The organism is Bradyrhizobium sp. CCBAU 11357, from assembly GCF_028128865.1.
GTDB lineage: Bacteria > Pseudomonadota > Alphaproteobacteria > Rhizobiales > Xanthobacteraceae > Bradyrhizobium.
The window spans coordinates 248,342-263,284 of sequence record NZ_LBJW01000107.1; the positions used below are offsets into that span (position 1 = coordinate 248,342).

The 14,943-nt window shown below is 65.2% G+C and carries 16 protein-coding genes; 2 read left to right on the top strand and 14 right to left on the bottom strand.

Annotated features, from left to right (window positions below):
- Nucleotides 1–115: 115 nt before the first annotated feature.
- The 5 genes from XI05_RS26530 to XI05_RS26550 form a co-directional block, all read right to left on the bottom strand.
- Nucleotides 116–766 (bottom strand): hypothetical protein, encoded by a 651-nt coding sequence (locus XI05_RS26530; protein WP_271507254.1) that lies wholly within the window; start codon nucleotides 764–766, stop codon nucleotides 116–118.
- Nucleotides 767–885: 119 nt separating this feature from the next.
- Nucleotides 886–1,473, bottom strand: a complete 588-nt coding sequence (locus XI05_RS26535) for a GNAT family N-acetyltransferase (protein WP_035996611.1) — start codon at nucleotides 1,471–1,473, stop codon at nucleotides 886–888.
- 39 nt (nucleotides 1,474–1,512) lie between these two features.
- The gene (locus XI05_RS26540; RefSeq protein WP_271507256.1) at nucleotides 1,513–2,802 is read right to left on the bottom strand and encodes a M16 family metallopeptidase; all 1,290 of its coding nucleotides are present in this window, start codon (nucleotides 2,800–2,802) and stop codon (nucleotides 1,513–1,515) included.
- On the bottom strand, nucleotides 2,799–4,217 hold the full coding sequence (gene thrC, locus XI05_RS26545) for a threonine synthase (protein WP_271507258.1): 1,419 nt from the start codon (nucleotides 4,215–4,217) through the stop codon (nucleotides 2,799–2,801). The genes XI05_RS26540 and thrC overlap by 4 nt, the downstream gene beginning before the upstream one ends.
- Nucleotides 4,218–4,755: 538 nt before the next feature.
- Nucleotides 4,756–5,400, bottom strand: a complete 645-nt coding sequence (locus tag XI05_RS26550; RefSeq protein WP_172786060.1) for a response regulator transcription factor — start codon at nucleotides 5,398–5,400, stop codon at nucleotides 4,756–4,758.
- Nucleotides 5,401–5,486: 86 nt separating this feature from the next.
- Here XI05_RS26550 and XI05_RS26555 point away from each other — a divergent pair, with 86 nt between their 5' ends.
- On the top strand, nucleotides 5,487–6,827 hold the full coding sequence (locus XI05_RS26555; protein WP_271507260.1) for a histidine kinase: 1,341 nt from the start codon (nucleotides 5,487–5,489) through the stop codon (nucleotides 6,825–6,827).
- Between the two features lies 1 nt (nucleotide 6,828).
- Here XI05_RS26555 and XI05_RS26560 read toward each other — a convergent pair whose 3' ends face one another.
- From XI05_RS26560 to coxB, 9 genes are all read right to left on the bottom strand, one after another.
- Nucleotides 6,829–7,194: a nuclear transport factor 2 family protein gene (locus tag XI05_RS26560; protein ID WP_271507261.1), complete on the bottom strand. Its 366-nt coding sequence runs from the start codon at nucleotides 7,192–7,194 to the stop codon at nucleotides 6,829–6,831.
- A gap of 109 nt (nucleotides 7,195–7,303) precedes the next feature.
- Nucleotides 7,304–8,068, bottom strand: a complete 765-nt coding sequence (locus tag XI05_RS26565) for an SURF1 family protein (protein ID WP_271507263.1) — start codon at nucleotides 8,066–8,068, stop codon at nucleotides 7,304–7,306.
- Nucleotides 8,065–8,466, bottom strand: coding sequence for a DUF983 domain-containing protein (locus XI05_RS26570; RefSeq protein WP_260381192.1), 402 nt, complete (start codon nucleotides 8,464–8,466; stop codon nucleotides 8,065–8,067). Before XI05_RS26570 ends, XI05_RS26565 begins: the two co-directional genes overlap by 4 nt.
- 97 nt (nucleotides 8,467–8,563) lie before the next feature.
- A complete protein-coding gene (locus tag XI05_RS26575) occupies nucleotides 8,564–9,460 on the bottom strand; it encodes a cytochrome c oxidase subunit 3 (protein ID WP_260381193.1) in 897 nt (298 codons plus the stop codon).
- A 78-nt stretch (nucleotides 9,461–9,538) separates the two neighbouring features.
- Nucleotides 9,539–10,192, bottom strand: a complete 654-nt coding sequence (locus XI05_RS26580; RefSeq protein WP_271507265.1) for a cytochrome c oxidase assembly protein — start codon at nucleotides 10,190–10,192, stop codon at nucleotides 9,539–9,541.
- 5 nt (nucleotides 10,193–10,197) lie between these two features.
- The gene (locus tag XI05_RS26585; RefSeq protein WP_128923243.1) at nucleotides 10,198–10,374 is read right to left on the bottom strand and encodes a CoxF protein; all 177 of its coding nucleotides are present in this window, start codon (nucleotides 10,372–10,374) and stop codon (nucleotides 10,198–10,200) included.
- Nucleotides 10,371–11,315, bottom strand: a complete 945-nt coding sequence (locus XI05_RS26590) for a heme o synthase (RefSeq protein WP_271507267.1) — start codon at nucleotides 11,313–11,315, stop codon at nucleotides 10,371–10,373. Before XI05_RS26590 ends, XI05_RS26585 begins: the two co-directional genes overlap by 4 nt.
- Nucleotides 11,316–11,376: 61 nt before the next feature.
- Nucleotides 11,377–13,002, bottom strand: a complete 1,626-nt coding sequence (gene ctaD / locus XI05_RS26595) for a cytochrome c oxidase subunit I (RefSeq protein WP_172786068.1) — start codon at nucleotides 13,000–13,002, stop codon at nucleotides 11,377–11,379.
- 87 nt (nucleotides 13,003–13,089) lie between these two features.
- Nucleotides 13,090–13,944, bottom strand: a complete 855-nt coding sequence (coxB, locus tag XI05_RS26600) for a cytochrome c oxidase subunit II (RefSeq protein ID WP_271507269.1) — start codon at nucleotides 13,942–13,944, stop codon at nucleotides 13,090–13,092.
- Nucleotides 13,945–14,403: 459 nt separating this feature from the next.
- On the opposite strand from coxB, the gene XI05_RS26605 reads away from it, so the two are divergent.
- Complete coding sequence (locus XI05_RS26605; RefSeq protein ID WP_271507272.1) at nucleotides 14,404–14,937, top strand: invasion associated locus B family protein; 534 nt, start codon at nucleotides 14,404–14,406, stop codon at nucleotides 14,935–14,937.
- Nucleotides 14,938–14,943: the final 6 nt, after the last annotated feature.

Genomic DNA, 14,943 nt, shown 5'->3' on the forward strand with positions numbered 1-14,943 from the left:
GGAGGCGGGTGATCCAGTACGCCGAGGTTTCTCGGTTCAAGCACCGCGGCCTCTGGAATACTGGATTGCCCGCCTTCGCGGGCAATGACAGCTGAGATTGCCGCAAGACCTCAGGTTACTTCTTCTTCCGCCCCTTCGGCTCCGGCGAGAGCGCCTGCGGGTCGAAGCCGACATAGAAAATGTAGTTATCGGCGACGGCGGGCGCCGGCGTCGGATAGGCCAGATCCTCGGCGACGAAGGTGAAGGGCACGCTGCCGCCTTCCGACATCGCGACCGTGGTCCGGTAGGCCTTCGAGGCGATCACCTTCTCGCCGACGCCGCCCTGCACGACGGCGATGCGCAGCGGCACCTCGACGGAGGCAGGCGCACCGGCGGGACCGGCGATGACGCGGCCCTGGATGCCGATCCGGGCCGTGATGCCGGCGCTGCTGCGGGAGCATTCGCGCGCCATCTTGGTGATCGAGGCCTGGAAGCGGATGTCATTGCCGACGGCCGGCTTGCCACTGGCGCCGACCGCGTAGGTCGAGGCCCCCGCGCGCACCGTGACCTGCGGGCAATCGAGGTCGTCTTCGGCCGGCTGCCCGGGCGCAGGCGCCGGCTTCGGCTCGGCCGGCTCGTCGGACTTGCCGCCGAACAGGCTCTTGAAGCGGTCCGTGAATGACTGCGCCGCCACCGGCGAGACAGACGCCAGCGCAATCGATAACGCGAGCGCGATCCCCGTTCCCAGTCGCAACGCGTTCCGCGATGACCGAAGCTCCTGCACCATCGACGCCCGTACTCCATGACAATTGCCGGCCGATCGCCGGCCGCGGCACGCGGTTATATCGCCAAAATCGGCGAACCCAAGGCAGCAAAAAGGGGGACTCGACCGCACCAGACGGCCGCTCAGCCGCGGAAATCCTCGTGCAGCAGGCCGAACAGCAGGTGATCCTGCCAGACCCCGTTGATGCAGAGATAACGGCGCGCCAGGCCCTCGCGCGAGAAGCCGCACTTCTCCAGCACCCGGATCGACGGCGCGTTGGTGGGGATGCAGGCGGCCTCGACCCGGTGCAGGTTGAGCTCGCCAAACAGCGTCGGCAGCAGCACCCGCAGTGCGGCCGTCATGTAGCCGCGATGGGCATAGGGCTGGCCGACCCAATAGCCGATGGTGCCGGCCTGCACGATGCCACGCCGGACATTGGCGAGCGTGATGCCGCCGACCAGGGCACCGTCGAGCTCGCGGAAGATCAGAAAGGGATAGGAGCGGTCCGCGGCGATGTCCTCGGCATAGCGGCGCAGGCGGCGGCGGAAGCCGGACCGGGTGAGATCGTCAGACGGCCAGATCGGCTCCCAAGGCGTGAGATAGTCGCGGCTGGTCTCGCGCAAATGCGCCCATTGCAGGAAGTCCGACATTTGCGGCGCGCGGAGGAGCAGCCCGTTGCCGCGCGGCGCGAGGGCGGCGGGTCCACTGGAAGGCAGGCGAAAAAGGGCCATGGTGATGCTTCCCGGGGCGAGGCAGCCCGCGCGCGGCTCCTAATGCAGCCGCGCCTTGGCGCGCGCCCGGGTCAATCCTTCCGCAAAAGACACCGCCGTGTCCAGACCCCTGCCGCTGCCCAATGCGACAACCGCAGGCCGGCTGCGCGACAGCAGCGCACGGGCCGCGTCCCGCGTCGATTCGATGCTGACGGCATCAATCCGGGCGACCAGTTCCTGCACCGTCTGCGGCCGCCCGTAGGCCAGCACATGCCGGGCGAGCTGCTCGGCGCGGGAAGAGCAGCTTTCCAACGCCATCAAGAGACCCGCCTTCATCTGCGCCTTGGCCCGGGCGATCTCGGCCTCGGCCAGCGTCTCCACCGAATCGTTCATGATGTCGACCACGACCTCCATCATCTCCGGAGCGTCGGCGGGATCGGTGCCGGTATAGAGGCCGAAGAAGCCGGTGTCGGTGTAGGGCGCGTGGAAGGTGTAGATGGAGTAGCAGAGGCCGCGCTTCTCGCGCACCTCCTGGAACAGGCGCGACGACATTCCGCCGCCGAGGATGTTGGTGAAGACCTGCAGCGAGAACAGCGACGGATCGGACTGCGGCACGCCCTCGAGCGCCAGCGTCAGATGCGCCTGCTCGAGCTCGCGATGCACCACCTTGGTGCCGCCCTGGCCGAACTGAGCGGCCTGCGGCTTCGGCCCCGGCGTCCCCTCGAAGCTCCCAAAACGCTTTTCGACCTCGGCGACGACTTGGCTGTGGTTGACCGCGCCGGCCGCAGCCACCACCATGTCGGGCCCGCGATAATGCGTCGAGAGATAGCCGCGCAGCATGTCGCGGTTGAAGGCGCGCAGCGTTTTGGCGGTGCCGAGCAGCGAGCGGCCCATCGGCTGGTCGGGATAGCAGAGCTCGTTCAGATGCTCGAACACGACGTCGTCGGGCGTGTCCTGCGCGGCACCGATCTCCTGCACGATGACGTTCTTCTCGCGCTCCAGCTCGTCGGGCTCGAAGGCGGGATTGGCGAGGATGTCGGCGAGCACGTCGAGCGCGAGCGGCACGTCGGCCTTCAGCACCCGCGCATAATAGGACGTGGTCTCTGTCGAGGTGCCGGCATTGAGGTCGCCGCCGACCGCCTCGATCTCCTCGACGATCTCGCGCGAGGAGCGCTTGGTCGTGCCCTTGAACGCCATGTGCTCCAACAGATGCGAGATGCCGTGCTCGTTCGGCTTCTCGTCGCGTCCGCCGACGCCGGCCCAGACGCCGAGCGCCGCCGTCTCGAGGTGGGGCATCTCGTCGGTGACGACGGTGAGGCCGGAGGCAAGCTTGGACATCTCGACGCTCATCCGGCAACTCCCTGCTTTGCGGCGCGGCTGGCGGACAGCACGAACCGCTCGACCTCGGCCTGATCGTTCTTCATCACCCTCATGTGTTCGGATTTGGTCATCAGGCCGTCGAGCCAGGCCGGCAGTTGCGGCCGCTGGCCGCAGGCCGCCTCGACGGCGTCGGGGAATTTGGCCGGATGCGCGGTAGAGAGCACGATGCTCGGCACCCTCGTATCGGTGGTGTCGCGGTCCGCGACGGCGAGCGCCACGGCGGTATGGGGATCGACCAGCTCGCCGGCTTCGCGCCAGGCGGCGCGAATCGCAGCCGCAGTCTCGGTCTCGTCGGCGCGCCCGGCATCGAACTCCTCGCGGATCGCGGCGAGTGTCGCATCGGGCAGCACGAAACGCCCGGACTGCTTCAGCTGTTCCATCAGGCGGCGCACGCCGGCGGCATCGCGCCGGCCGGCCTCGAACAGCAGCCGTTCGAAGTTCGAGGAGATCTGGATGTCCATCGACGGCGATGCCGTCGCGTGCACCTCGCGCACCTCGTAGATGCCGGTCTTCAGCGTGCGCGCCAGGATGTCGTTTACGTTGGCGGCGATACGCAGGGTGCGCACCGGCAGCCCCATGCGCTTGGCGACGTAGCCAGCGAAAATGTCGCCGAAATTGCCTGTCGGAACGACGAAATCGACCGCGCGCGCCGGCGCACCGACCGCGACGGCGGAGGTGAAATAGTAGACCACCTGGGCGACGATGCGCGCCCAGTTGATGGAGTTGACACCGGAGAGCGAGCTCGCATCGCGGAAGCGATGGTTGTTGAACATCCCCTTCACGAGCGCCTGGCAGTCGTCGAAGGTGCCTTCGATGGCGAGCGCATGGACGTTGGCCGCACCCGTCGTCGTCATCATCCGCCGCTGCACCTCAGAGATGCGGCCGTGCGGAAACAGCACGATGAGATCGACGTTCTCGAGGCCCGCAAAGGCTTCGACCGCGGCGCCGCCGGTATCGCCCGACGTCGCGACCACGATGGTGGTGCGCTGGCCGCGCTTTTCGAGCACATGGTCCATCAGCCGCGAGATCAGCTGCATCGCCACGTCCTTGAAGGCGAGCGTCGGACCGTGGAACAGCTCCAGCACGAACTGGTGCGGCGACATCTGGCGCAGCGGCACCACTGCAGGATGGCGGAAGGTGGCGTAGGCCTCGTTCGCCATGCGTCCGAGCTCGGCGTCCGAAATCTCGCCGCCTGCAAAGGGACGAATCACGTCGACCGCGACCTCCCAATAGGGGCGGCCGAAGAAGCCGGCGATCGTCTCGCTCGGGAGCTGTGGCCACACCGCCGGCACATACAGGCCACCGTCGCGGGCAAGCCCGGTCAGCATCACGTCGCAGAAGCCGAGTTCAGGGGCCTCGCCCCGGGTCGAGATATAACGAGTCAAACTGCCCTCCAAAGGCCGGCCGGCCGAAGCCCGACCCTTAAGCCTTTGATTTTACGTAGTTACTTGTCAACAGCCAGAGGCTTTGAGCCACCATAGAGTGTTTTGCGGCATCGGGAAACCGCTTCCGACCTTCCCCTCGTCCAATGAAAAAGGGCTGCGGCATTGCCGCAGCCCTTCTCTTGGAAGGTCTGTCGTTGTGTGCAGACCGGTTTGCTTCGTCGGGGTCGTCGCTCCTCAAAACTGGTCCGGCAAGCTTTCGTCGCCTGTCACGAAATCGTCAAGGCCAAAACCCGCACGTGTCGAAGATGTTCCTATTCTTCCCGAACCGGCTCAGGCCCGTCCGATACAGGCACAGCCAAATCTCGGCAATCAATTCCGCTTTTTCCCGTATGAGCCATGGGAACGAATACAGCCTCGGCCCATTGTGTCGGCGGATGGGTGTCAGCCCGTTGTCCATGCATTGCCCGGCCAGCGGCGGCGTCGATCCGTCGGCCGAACCGCTGCATCCTTGAGCAGCCGGTTCGGTCGCTGGCAAAGGTCAGTTCAACCCGATTTCCACTGCGATCCGGATCAGGTCGGAATGGTTCTTGGCGCCCAGCTTCTGCTTGAGCAGAGACGTGGTGTTGGCGACGGTCTTGTAGGAGATGCCGAGCGCCTCGGCGACCTCGACGATCTTGTCGCCGCGTCCGAGCAAGCGGAGAATTTCGAGCTCCCGCGGCGTCATCTGCGAAGCCGGGTTGGCCTTGATCGCCGCGCCGGAAAACGTCACGGCTTCCGCAAGCTGCGGTGAGATGAAATTGTCGCCCGCCACCACCTTGCGCACCGCTTTCAGCAGGATCCTGGGGTCGTCGCCCTTGGAGACATAGCCTTGCGCCCCAAGCTCGACGGCCCGCACCACGAAGGCCGGATCGTCGTTCATGCTGAACATGATGATCTTGGCGTCGGGATCATCCTTGCGGATGCGTCGCATTAGCTCGAAGCCGGAGACGTCGGGCAGGCTGATGTCGATCACGGTGACGTCGGGCCGCTTGCTGACATAGGCGCGATGCCCGGATTTGGCGTCGGTCGCCTCATCGATGCGGATTGAATGGTCGGATGCGAACAGGGTGCGGCAGCCGGACAACACCACGGGATGGTCGTCGACGATCAGGACCCTTGTCGCCAGCTTGGCGGTATCTTGCATCGCGCACTCTCTGTTTTCTCGACTCTTAGACCGGCGGGAATAAATGGAAAGAGCAAATTCCGCCGATGCGCGTTAGAATTGACCTAATGTGGCACCGACTTTCGTTCCGGACACAATTGTTTCTCCCGCTCGGCGCCAGTTTTCTCGCGGTGCTGGTCCTGGGCGGCGTGCTGCTGCAGGTTTTCGCGACGGGTCAATTGGCGGAGGAGAGCGAGCCGCGACGGCGTTCGACGGAGGCGGTCGCCGCCGCGCTCAACAACGCCTTGAGCGCTTCGGACAATCCGCGGCAGACCCTCGATGCCTTTGTCCATTCCTTGGACACCTCCTCCGATATCCAATTCCGCGCCCTGGGAGCAGGTCCCGCGCCACCGGCGAAGGACGACCTGCGCAAGCCGCATGGCGTGCCGCAATGGTTCATCGACCTTCTCGCTGTTCCCAACATGGACACGGCATTTCCGGTGACGATCGACGGTAAGCGCGTTGGCGACATCGTAATTCTGCAGGACATGTCGGCCGATCTGTTCGAGAAATGGATTGGCCTTCTAGCGCTCGCCAGCCTGCTCGCCGCGCTGATGGTTCTTATCGGCACGATTGCCTATGTCTTGTCGGGATCGGTGCTGCGCCCCCTGCAAGATCTCGGCGAAGGTCTCACGCGAATACGACGGGGCGACTACACCAGGCCGATACCGGTCGGGGGCCCGCCGGAAATCCGGCAAAGCTGCGCGGAGGCGAATGCGCTGGCTGCAACGCTGGCGCATTTGAGCCAGGACAATCGCGATCTGATGCACCGCCTGGTGTCGCTCCAGGATGACGAGCGGCGCGATCTCGCCCGCGAGCTGCATGACGAGCTCGGCCCCCTGCTGTTCAGCATCCGCGCCGGCACGATCGCGCTGAGCGAGGCCTCCCAGCCACAGGGACATCTCGGCAATTCGGCACAGGACCTGCTGCAATCGGTCGAGGCACTGCAGCAGACCAACCGCCGCATCCTCGACCAGCTGCGACCGCTCTATATCGAGGAACTCGGCCTTTCGAGCAGCGTACAGACGCTGCTGCGGAATTTTCGCAAGCAGGCACCTCATATCGTCCTGACGGACGCGATCGATCCCGATCTCAGCGGGATCGGCGGACCGCTGGCGCAGACCGTCTATCGGGTGATCCAGGAGGCGCTGACCAACGTGCTGCGACATGCCAACGCCGGCAACGCCCATGTGCAGGCGACGGTCGCCGACAAGACTCTCGTCGTCGAGATATCCGACGACGGCGGCGGTTTTCCTGCGGGCAATGTCTTCGGCCGCGGCCTGACCGGCATGCACGAGCGCGTGCGCGCGCTCAGCGGATCGCTATCGCTGTTGCGCGTGGATGAGCGAACCTACGTGCGCTGCCGCCTTCCGGCGGAGACGATGCAGGACGCGCCATCACCGGGCTAATTCAGCACGCGCAGCCGTGATGCGCATTCTGTCGCGCCGGCTCGCATAGCGTGCTGCGGATCTTGCCATCCGGGCTGAAGCGGAACAAGGCCTGAATGCGCAGCGCGCCGGCGACGGAATATTCAAGGTGAACACCGTGGGGCGCGGGATGGATCTCCTCCAGCCCGAACCCTGCCGACGAGAAGGCGCCGAGCCGCGGCCCCCAATAGATTTCAAGCTCGCTGCGGCCGCGATAGCGTTCCGTGCCGTTGCACGTGCATTCGAGCTCGGCATCGTCGGCATAGAGGTCGAGCAGCGTCGCAAGATCGCCTCTCCGACAGGCATCCACCCAGTCGACGACAATTCCCATCTGATCGAAATCGCTCACGCCGAAATCCTGTCTGCCGCGAGAAATCTTGAAGGCGGCTTAGGACCACACTCGTGAATGTCCGCTGAATAAGAAAGTCCGGGCGATTCCGGGTTCCACATCAGGGAATCTACGGAGTGACGGAACTCTGCCGCCGTCCTCGCAGCCAGACCGCGAATGCGATCAACACCGCGCCTGCGAGCGTGAACCAGGTGATTGCATATTGCAGATGGTCGTCCTTGAGGTTCACCACGAGCGGCCCCGGACGCGGGATGCCGTTCGCGGGCACGGGCCCCTCGAGATCGATATAGAACGGCGCAACCGCGCCCCAGCCCAGCGCGCTTGCGATTGCCAGATGATCGCGCACGAACCAGAGCCGCTTGTCGCGATTCTCCGCCGGTGTCAGCCAGCTTGGCGCCTCGGGAAAGCGCAGATAGCCGGTGAGCGACACCGGTTCGCCCGTGACGAGCTTCTTCACCGCGCGATCCTCGACGCCGCGGTCCTGCATCGTGTTCTCGACGAAGCCGGCGTCGATCACGAGCGTCTCGCCGCCGGGAAGCCGCGCCGGCAGGAACGCCCAGGTGCCCGGGCCGGAGGCGTCCTTGCGCACTGCCGAGCCGGAGGAATAGACCATCGCATCGGGCAGGGCTGCGTAAGTCGCGGTGAAGCTGACGCGGCGGAATTCGTCGCGGGCAGGATTGAGCGCGGCCCATTGCGCGGACGGCGGCAGCGGGACCGGCGCCGCCGCAAGCCGCTCGGTGAGTGCCGCAATCAGCTCGTGCTTGGCCGTGCGGCGCTGCAGCTGCCAGACACCGAGCGCAACGAACACGGCCGTCAGGAACAGCGTGAACAGCGCGAAGCCGGTCACGCGGGCCTTGCGCGCAGGCTCGGTCATTTCGCGCGATCGACCAACCGGCCCGGCGCCGCCTTGTGATGGAATTGCAGCGCGATCAGCAGCGACTTCATCGAGCGCAGCGGCAACAGCGTGGTGGCGAGGATCAGCGGCAGCCAGAGCACGGCATGCAGCCAGTATGGCGGCTGGTATTTGACTTCGACGATGAGTGCGCAGGCGACGACGATGCCGCCGGCCAGCATGATGATGAAGATCGCCGGACCGTCGCCGGAATCGATGAAGGCATAGTCGAGCCCGCAACGGTCGCAAGCGGGCGCGAGCGTCAGGAAGCCCGCGTAAAGCTTGCCCTGGCCGCAGCGTGGACATCTGCAGGCAAGCCCGCGCAGCGCGCTTTGCAGGACCGTGGCTTCGGACTGGGGTGTGCCGGCACTGTCGTTCATGAGGACGGACTCTATCACAGTTTCCGGAGAAGCTTCCGGCGGCCGGAAAACGAAAGGGCGGCCCTGCGGCCGCCCTTCCTGATCGGTTCGATACGGCTCAGTGCGCGGCGTGGGCCATGGCCTCGGCGCCGCGTCCCCAGACGTAGATGCAGAGGAACAGGAACAGCCAGACCACGTCGACGAAGTGCCAGTACCAGGCGGCGAACTCGAAGCCGAGATGCTGCTTCGGCGTGAAGTGGCCGGCATAAGCGCGGAACAGGCAGACCAGCAGGAAGACGGTGCCGACCAGCACGTGGAAGCCGTGGAAGCCGGTCGCCATGAAGAACGTCGCGCCGTAGACGTTGCCGGCGAAGGAGAACGCCGCGTGGCTGTATTCATAGGCCTGCACGCAGGTGAAGAGCGCGCCGAGCACGACGGTGAGGATCAGGCCGTATTTCAGGCCCTGCCGGTCGTTCTCGAGCAGCGCATGGTGCGCCCAGGTCACGGTGGTGCCTGACGTGAGCAGGATCAGCGTATTCAGCAGGGGCAGATGCCAGGGATCGAAGGTCTCGATGCCCTTCGGCGGCCAGGTGCCGGGGACCGCGCAAGCGCCGGGCTGCGTGCCGAGGCCGCAGCCGAACACGGCGTCACGGGTGGCGTGAACGGCATCGGCCGGAAACAGCGCCGCGTTGAAGTAAGCCCAGAACCAGGCGACGAAGAACATCACCTCGGAGGCGATGAACAGGATCATGCCGTAGCGGTGATGCAGCTGCACGACGCGGGTATGGTCGCCCTTGTACTGGGCTTCCTTGATCACGTCGGCCCACCAGCTCGCCATGGTGTAGAGCACGCCCACAGTGCCGACGCCGAACACGATCGGCGCCGCGGAGAACATGTGGTGCATCCAGGCGATGGCGCCGACCGCCATGATGAAAGCCGAGAGCGAGCCGACCGCCGGCCAGGGAGAGGGATCGACCAGATGATAGTCGTGATGCTTGGTGTGCGCCGTGGCCATTTCCGTCTCTCTCCTCAATCCCGTGCCTGTCAGGCACTTATCCCCTTGTGTCCGACCGCCTGAGCGTGAGCCCTGCGGTCAAAGATTTCCCTTGCGCCTGTCGCCCTCGCCCGATGCCAGCGGTTTCACCACCGAATCGCGCACCGGATAGAACGTGTAGGACAGCGTGATCGTGTTCAGCCCGTCGTTCTCGCGGTCGTCGGCGATCGACGGATCGACGTAGAACACGACCGGCATCTCGCGCTTCTCACCGGGCGCCATGGTCTGCTCGGTGAAGCAGAAGCAGTTGATCTTCTGGAAATAGGCGCCGACCGTCAGCGGCGCGACGTTGTAGGCGGCCTGGCCCGCAGTGGTGCGCGCCGCCTGGTTGGTCACGGTGTAGAAGACCGTCACGACCTGGCCGATATTGACCTCGATCTCGCTCTGCTCCGGCTCGAACTTCCAGGGCAGGCCGGGCGCGACGTTGGAATCGAAGCGCACCGAGATCTTCCGCGCGATCGGGCCCGTGGCCGGCGCGGAGGTCGCCACTTGCGTCGTGCCGTTGAAGCCGGTGGCGCGGCAGAACCAGTTGTAGAACGGCACCGCTGCGTAGGAGGCGCCGACCATCAGCGCGACCACGCCGCCGCAGATCGAAGCAACGACCACATCGCGACCCAGCCCGCGTGCCTTGCCCGGCTTGCGATGGCCCGGCTTGGCGCTGACGTCCTGCGATATGGTCGGTTCGTGATCCATGTTTCCTACATCGGCCGCACGAGCACTGCCGGCCCCTTGACCATGGTGACGGCGAAGAACAGCACCACGAGCACGCCGAGCGCCAAAGCGATGGCGATGGAGCGCTGACGGCGGCTCTTCTGCTGCGCCTCGGTGAGGACGATTCCTTCTGGCTCGCGTTTGTCGGCCATCGCGGTGATCATGCGCCCCCAACCATCGGAGCCAGCGCCCGATACACGACCTCGGCCAGCAGGGTCGCGAACAGCGCGAACAGATACAGGATCGAGAAGGCAAACAGCTTGCGGGTCGCGCGCAACGACTGGCTGCGCTCGCGGCGCAGATAGACGTTGATGGCGAGCACCAGCATGCCGGCGCCGAGGATCAGCGAGATCACGCCGTAGACGGCGTCGAAATAGCCGAGCGCCCAGGGCGCGGCGGCGACCGCGATCAGCACGATGGTGTAGAGCAGGATCTGCAGACGCGTCGCGTCGGGACCGGCGACGTTGGGCAGCATCGGAATGCCGGCGCGCGCATAGTCATCGGAGCGGAACAGCGCCAGCGCCCAGAAATGCGGCGGGGTCCAGAAGAAGATGATCGCGAACAGCAGCAGCGGCTCGACGTCGACCGTGCCCGTCACCGCAGCCCAGGCCACCACCGGCGGCAGCGCACCGGCGGCACCGCCGATCACGATGTTCTGCGCGGTCCAGCGCTTCAGCCACATCGTATAGATCACGACGTAGAAGAAGATGGTGAAGGCGAGCAGCGCGCCCGCGACCCAGTTGACGAGGATGCCGAGCGTCATCACCGAGAAGAAGGCGAGCGTCATGCCGAACGCCATCGCTTCGGGGCGGGTGATGCGGCCGCGCGGGATCGGCCGGTTCGCCGTCCGCGACATCTTGGAATCGATGTCGCCTTCGAGCGCCATGTTGAGCGCCCCGGAGGCGCCGGCGCCGACCGCGATGCAGAGCAGCGAGGTGATTGCCAGCACGGGATGGAAATGCCCCGGCGCCATCGCCATTCCGACCAGCGCGGTGAAAATCACCAGCGACATCACCCGCGGCTTGAGCAGCGCGATGTAGTCGCCCACCTCCGCTTCGGAGATGCGGGGATTGATGTCGGCGGCGTGGTGGTCGAGGACAGACACTTAATTCAACTCGCTTCGTTATAGCGCCGCGGCGCCCGTCAGGGGCGCCGCGGGAGATCGATCACTGCACGCGGGGCAGCACTTCGAACTGGTGGAACGGCGGCGGCGAGGACAACGTCCACTCCAGCGTGGTCGCGCCAGCACCCCACGGATTGTCGCCCGCCGGCACCTTCTTCATGTAGGCGTCGAGCACGCAGTAGAGGAAGATCAGCACGCCGAAGCCGGAGATGTAGGAGCCGACCGACGAGACCAGGTTCCAGCCCGCGAAGGCATCGGGATAGTCGACGTAGCGGCGCGGCATGCCCGACAGGCCGAGGAAGTGCTGCGGGAAGAACACGAGGTTGACGCCGATGAAGGTGACCCAGAAGTGCGCCTTCGCGAGCGCTTCATTGTACATGTAGCCCGACATCTTCGGGAACCAGTAGTACCAGCCGGCGAAGATTCCGAACACCGCGCCGAGCGACAGCACGTAATGGAAGTGCGCGACGACGTAGTAGGTCTCCTGCAGCACGCGGTCGACGCCGGCGTTCGCCAGCACGACGCCGGTCACGCCGCCGATCGTGAACAGGAAGATGAAGCCCACCGCCCAGATCATCGGTGCCCGGAACTCGATCGAGCCGCCCCACATCGTGGCGATCCAGGAGAATATCTTCACGCCGGTCGGAACCGCGATGACCATGGTCGCCGCGACGAAATAGGCCTGCGTCGCCGAGGACATGCCGACCGTGTACATGTGGTGCGCCCACACCACGAAGCCGATGCCGCCGATCGCGACCATGGCGTAGGCCATGCCGAGATAGCCGAACACGGGCTTGCGCGAGAAGGTCGAGACGATCTGGCTGATCATGCCGAAGGCGGGCAGGATCAGGATGTAGACCTCGGGGTGGCCGAAGAACCAGAACAGATGCTGGAACAGCACGGGGTCGCCGCCGCCGTCGGGCGCGAAGAAGGTCGTGCCGAAATTGCGGTCGGTGAGCAGCATGGTGATCGCACCGGCGAGCACCGGCAGCGACAACAGCAGCAGGAACACGGTCACCAGGATCGACCACACGAACAGCGGCATCTTGTGCAGGGTCATGCCCGGCGCGCGCATGTTGAAGATCGTGGTGATGAAGTTGATGGCGCCGAGGATCGACGAGGCGCCGGCGAGATGCAGCGACAGGATCGCGAAGTCGACGGCCGGCCCCGGATGGCCGGAGCTCGACAGCGGCACGTACATGGTCCAGCCGGCGCCGACGCCGTTGGCGCCCGGCTCGCCCTCCACGAAGGTCGACATCAGCAGCAGCGCGAAGGATGCCGGCAACAGCCAGAACGAAATGTTGTTCATGCGCGGGAACGCCATGTCCGGCGCGCCGATCATCAGCGGCACGAACCAATTGCCGAAGCCGCCGATCATCGCCGGCATGACCATGAAGAAGATCATGATCAGGCCGTGCGAGGTCACGAACACGTTGTAGGTGTGGGTCTCGTGGAAGACCTGCACGCCCGGATACATCAGCTCGGCCCGGATCGCGATCGACATCGCGGCACCGATGATGCCGGCGATGACCGCGAATACCAGGTACATCGTGCCGATGTCCTTGTGGTTGGTCGAATAGACGTAGCGCCGCCATCCGGTCGGATGGGCGTGCTCGTCATGTCCGTGGGCTTGCGCGTGATCGCCGTGTGCCGCTGCGCTCGTTGCCATTTTCAAATCCTGCCTTGCGTCCCATTCGGACCTTTGGAGGTCCCGCCCTTTTATCGCTTTCAGTCCCTGAAAGCCGTCACCCGGCGCTTACTGCGTCGGGCCGGCCGCGGAGGCGTAGGTGCTGGTGCCGCCGCTCGCATATTTCTTCTTCGCCGTCTCGACCCAGGAGGCGAATTCCTGGTCGCTCACCACACGCACGGCGATCGGCATGAAAGCGTGGTCCTTGCCGCAGAGTTCCGAGCACTGACCGTAGTACATGCCGGTCTTGGTGGCCTTGAACCAGGTCTCGTTCAGCCGGCCCGGGATGGCGTCGATCTTGATGCCGAAAGCCGGCACCGCGAAAGCATGGATGACGTCGGCGCCGGTGGTCTGGACACGAATCACCTTGTTGACCGGCACCACCATCTCGTTGTCGACACCGAGCAGGCGGGGCTGCTTGTCCTGCGCCATCAGCGAGTCGAACTCGAACTTGCCGTTATCCGGATAGGCATAGGACCAGTACCACTGCTTGCCGGTCGCCTTGATGGTCAGATCCGCCTTCGGCACGTCGAGCTCCAGGAACAGAAGCCGGAACGACGGCACCGAGATGCCGACCAGGATCAGCACCGGAACGAGCGTCCAGGCCACCTCGATCAGCGTGTTGTGGGTGGTCCGCGACGGCACCGGATTGGCCTTCGCGTTGAACTTGACGACCACGATCACGAGCAGCGCGAGGACGAACAGCGTGATCAGGGTGATCAGCAAGAAGAGGAAGTTGTGGAACCAGACGATGTTGTCCATCACCGGAGAACCGGACTGCTGGAGCGTCCACTCCCATGGCGCCGGCTGCCCGAGCTCGGCCAATGCCGCACCACCCGTCGCCAGCGTGACGCCAGCCGCCACCACGGCGATGGTGGCCAATCCCAGCAATTGCCGGCCCACCCGACCCATCGACATCCTCATGTCGTTCGCGCTCCCCTTCCGAAATCACCCCAAGTGCATTCCCCTGCTTCCGGGAAACGCTTATTCGATCCGCCAGTCCGACAAACCGCCACGCAAGAATACCTCTAAGAGGAATCGGGGCCAGATCGCTAGAACGCGAAATCAAGCCTCTCAAACCATAATTCTTGATCTATCGCAATGCAGTCTTGAGCCCCGTCTGCCAGGCATCACCGGCAAGATATTTCCCAGCAAGATCAGACAAAAATACCGTTTCCCGGGACGCTGCGGCTTGACAGCGGAATTGCCCGCGGTAGGCACTTGCAGACAGCCAGGCAGGAACCTGATTCGTGCCGGCAATGGCGGTGTGGGCGGCGCGGAATTTGCTTGGGAATCGCCTTCAAGACGCCGTCATTTCCGTATCAGTCCGCCAGATCAGTCCGCCAAGCGCGAGCAACCCAGGCGAGCAGAGGGACCGACCCGATGGGGCTTTCGAGATCGATGGCAAGGCCGGCGAACGGCCTCTCGGCGCTCGCCGCCATCCTGGCTGCGATCGTCCTGCTGGCGCTTCCGGGGCTCGCCCATGCGCAGGGCGCGGTGCGCTCCGTCCATGGCGACTGGCAGATCCGCTGCGACACCCCGCCGGGCGCCCAGACCGAGCAATGCGCCCTGATCCAGAGCGTGGTGGCCGAAGACCGCTCCAATGCCGGCCTGACCGTGATCGTGCTCAAGACCGCCGACCAGAAGAGCCGCCTGATGCGCGTAGTCGCCCCGCTCGGGGTCCTGTTGCCCTCCGGCCTCGGGCTCAAGCTCGACAACCAGGACGTCGGCCGCGCCGGCTTCGTCCGCTGCCTGCCCAACGGCTGCGTCGCCGAGGTCGTCCTGGAGGACAAGCTGCTCGGCCAGCTCCGCAGCGCCAAGACCGCGACCTTCATCATCTTCGAGACCCCCGAAGAAGGCATCGGCTTCCCGCTCAGCCTGAACGGGCTGGGTGAGGGCTATGACAAGCTGCCGTAGGGGGCG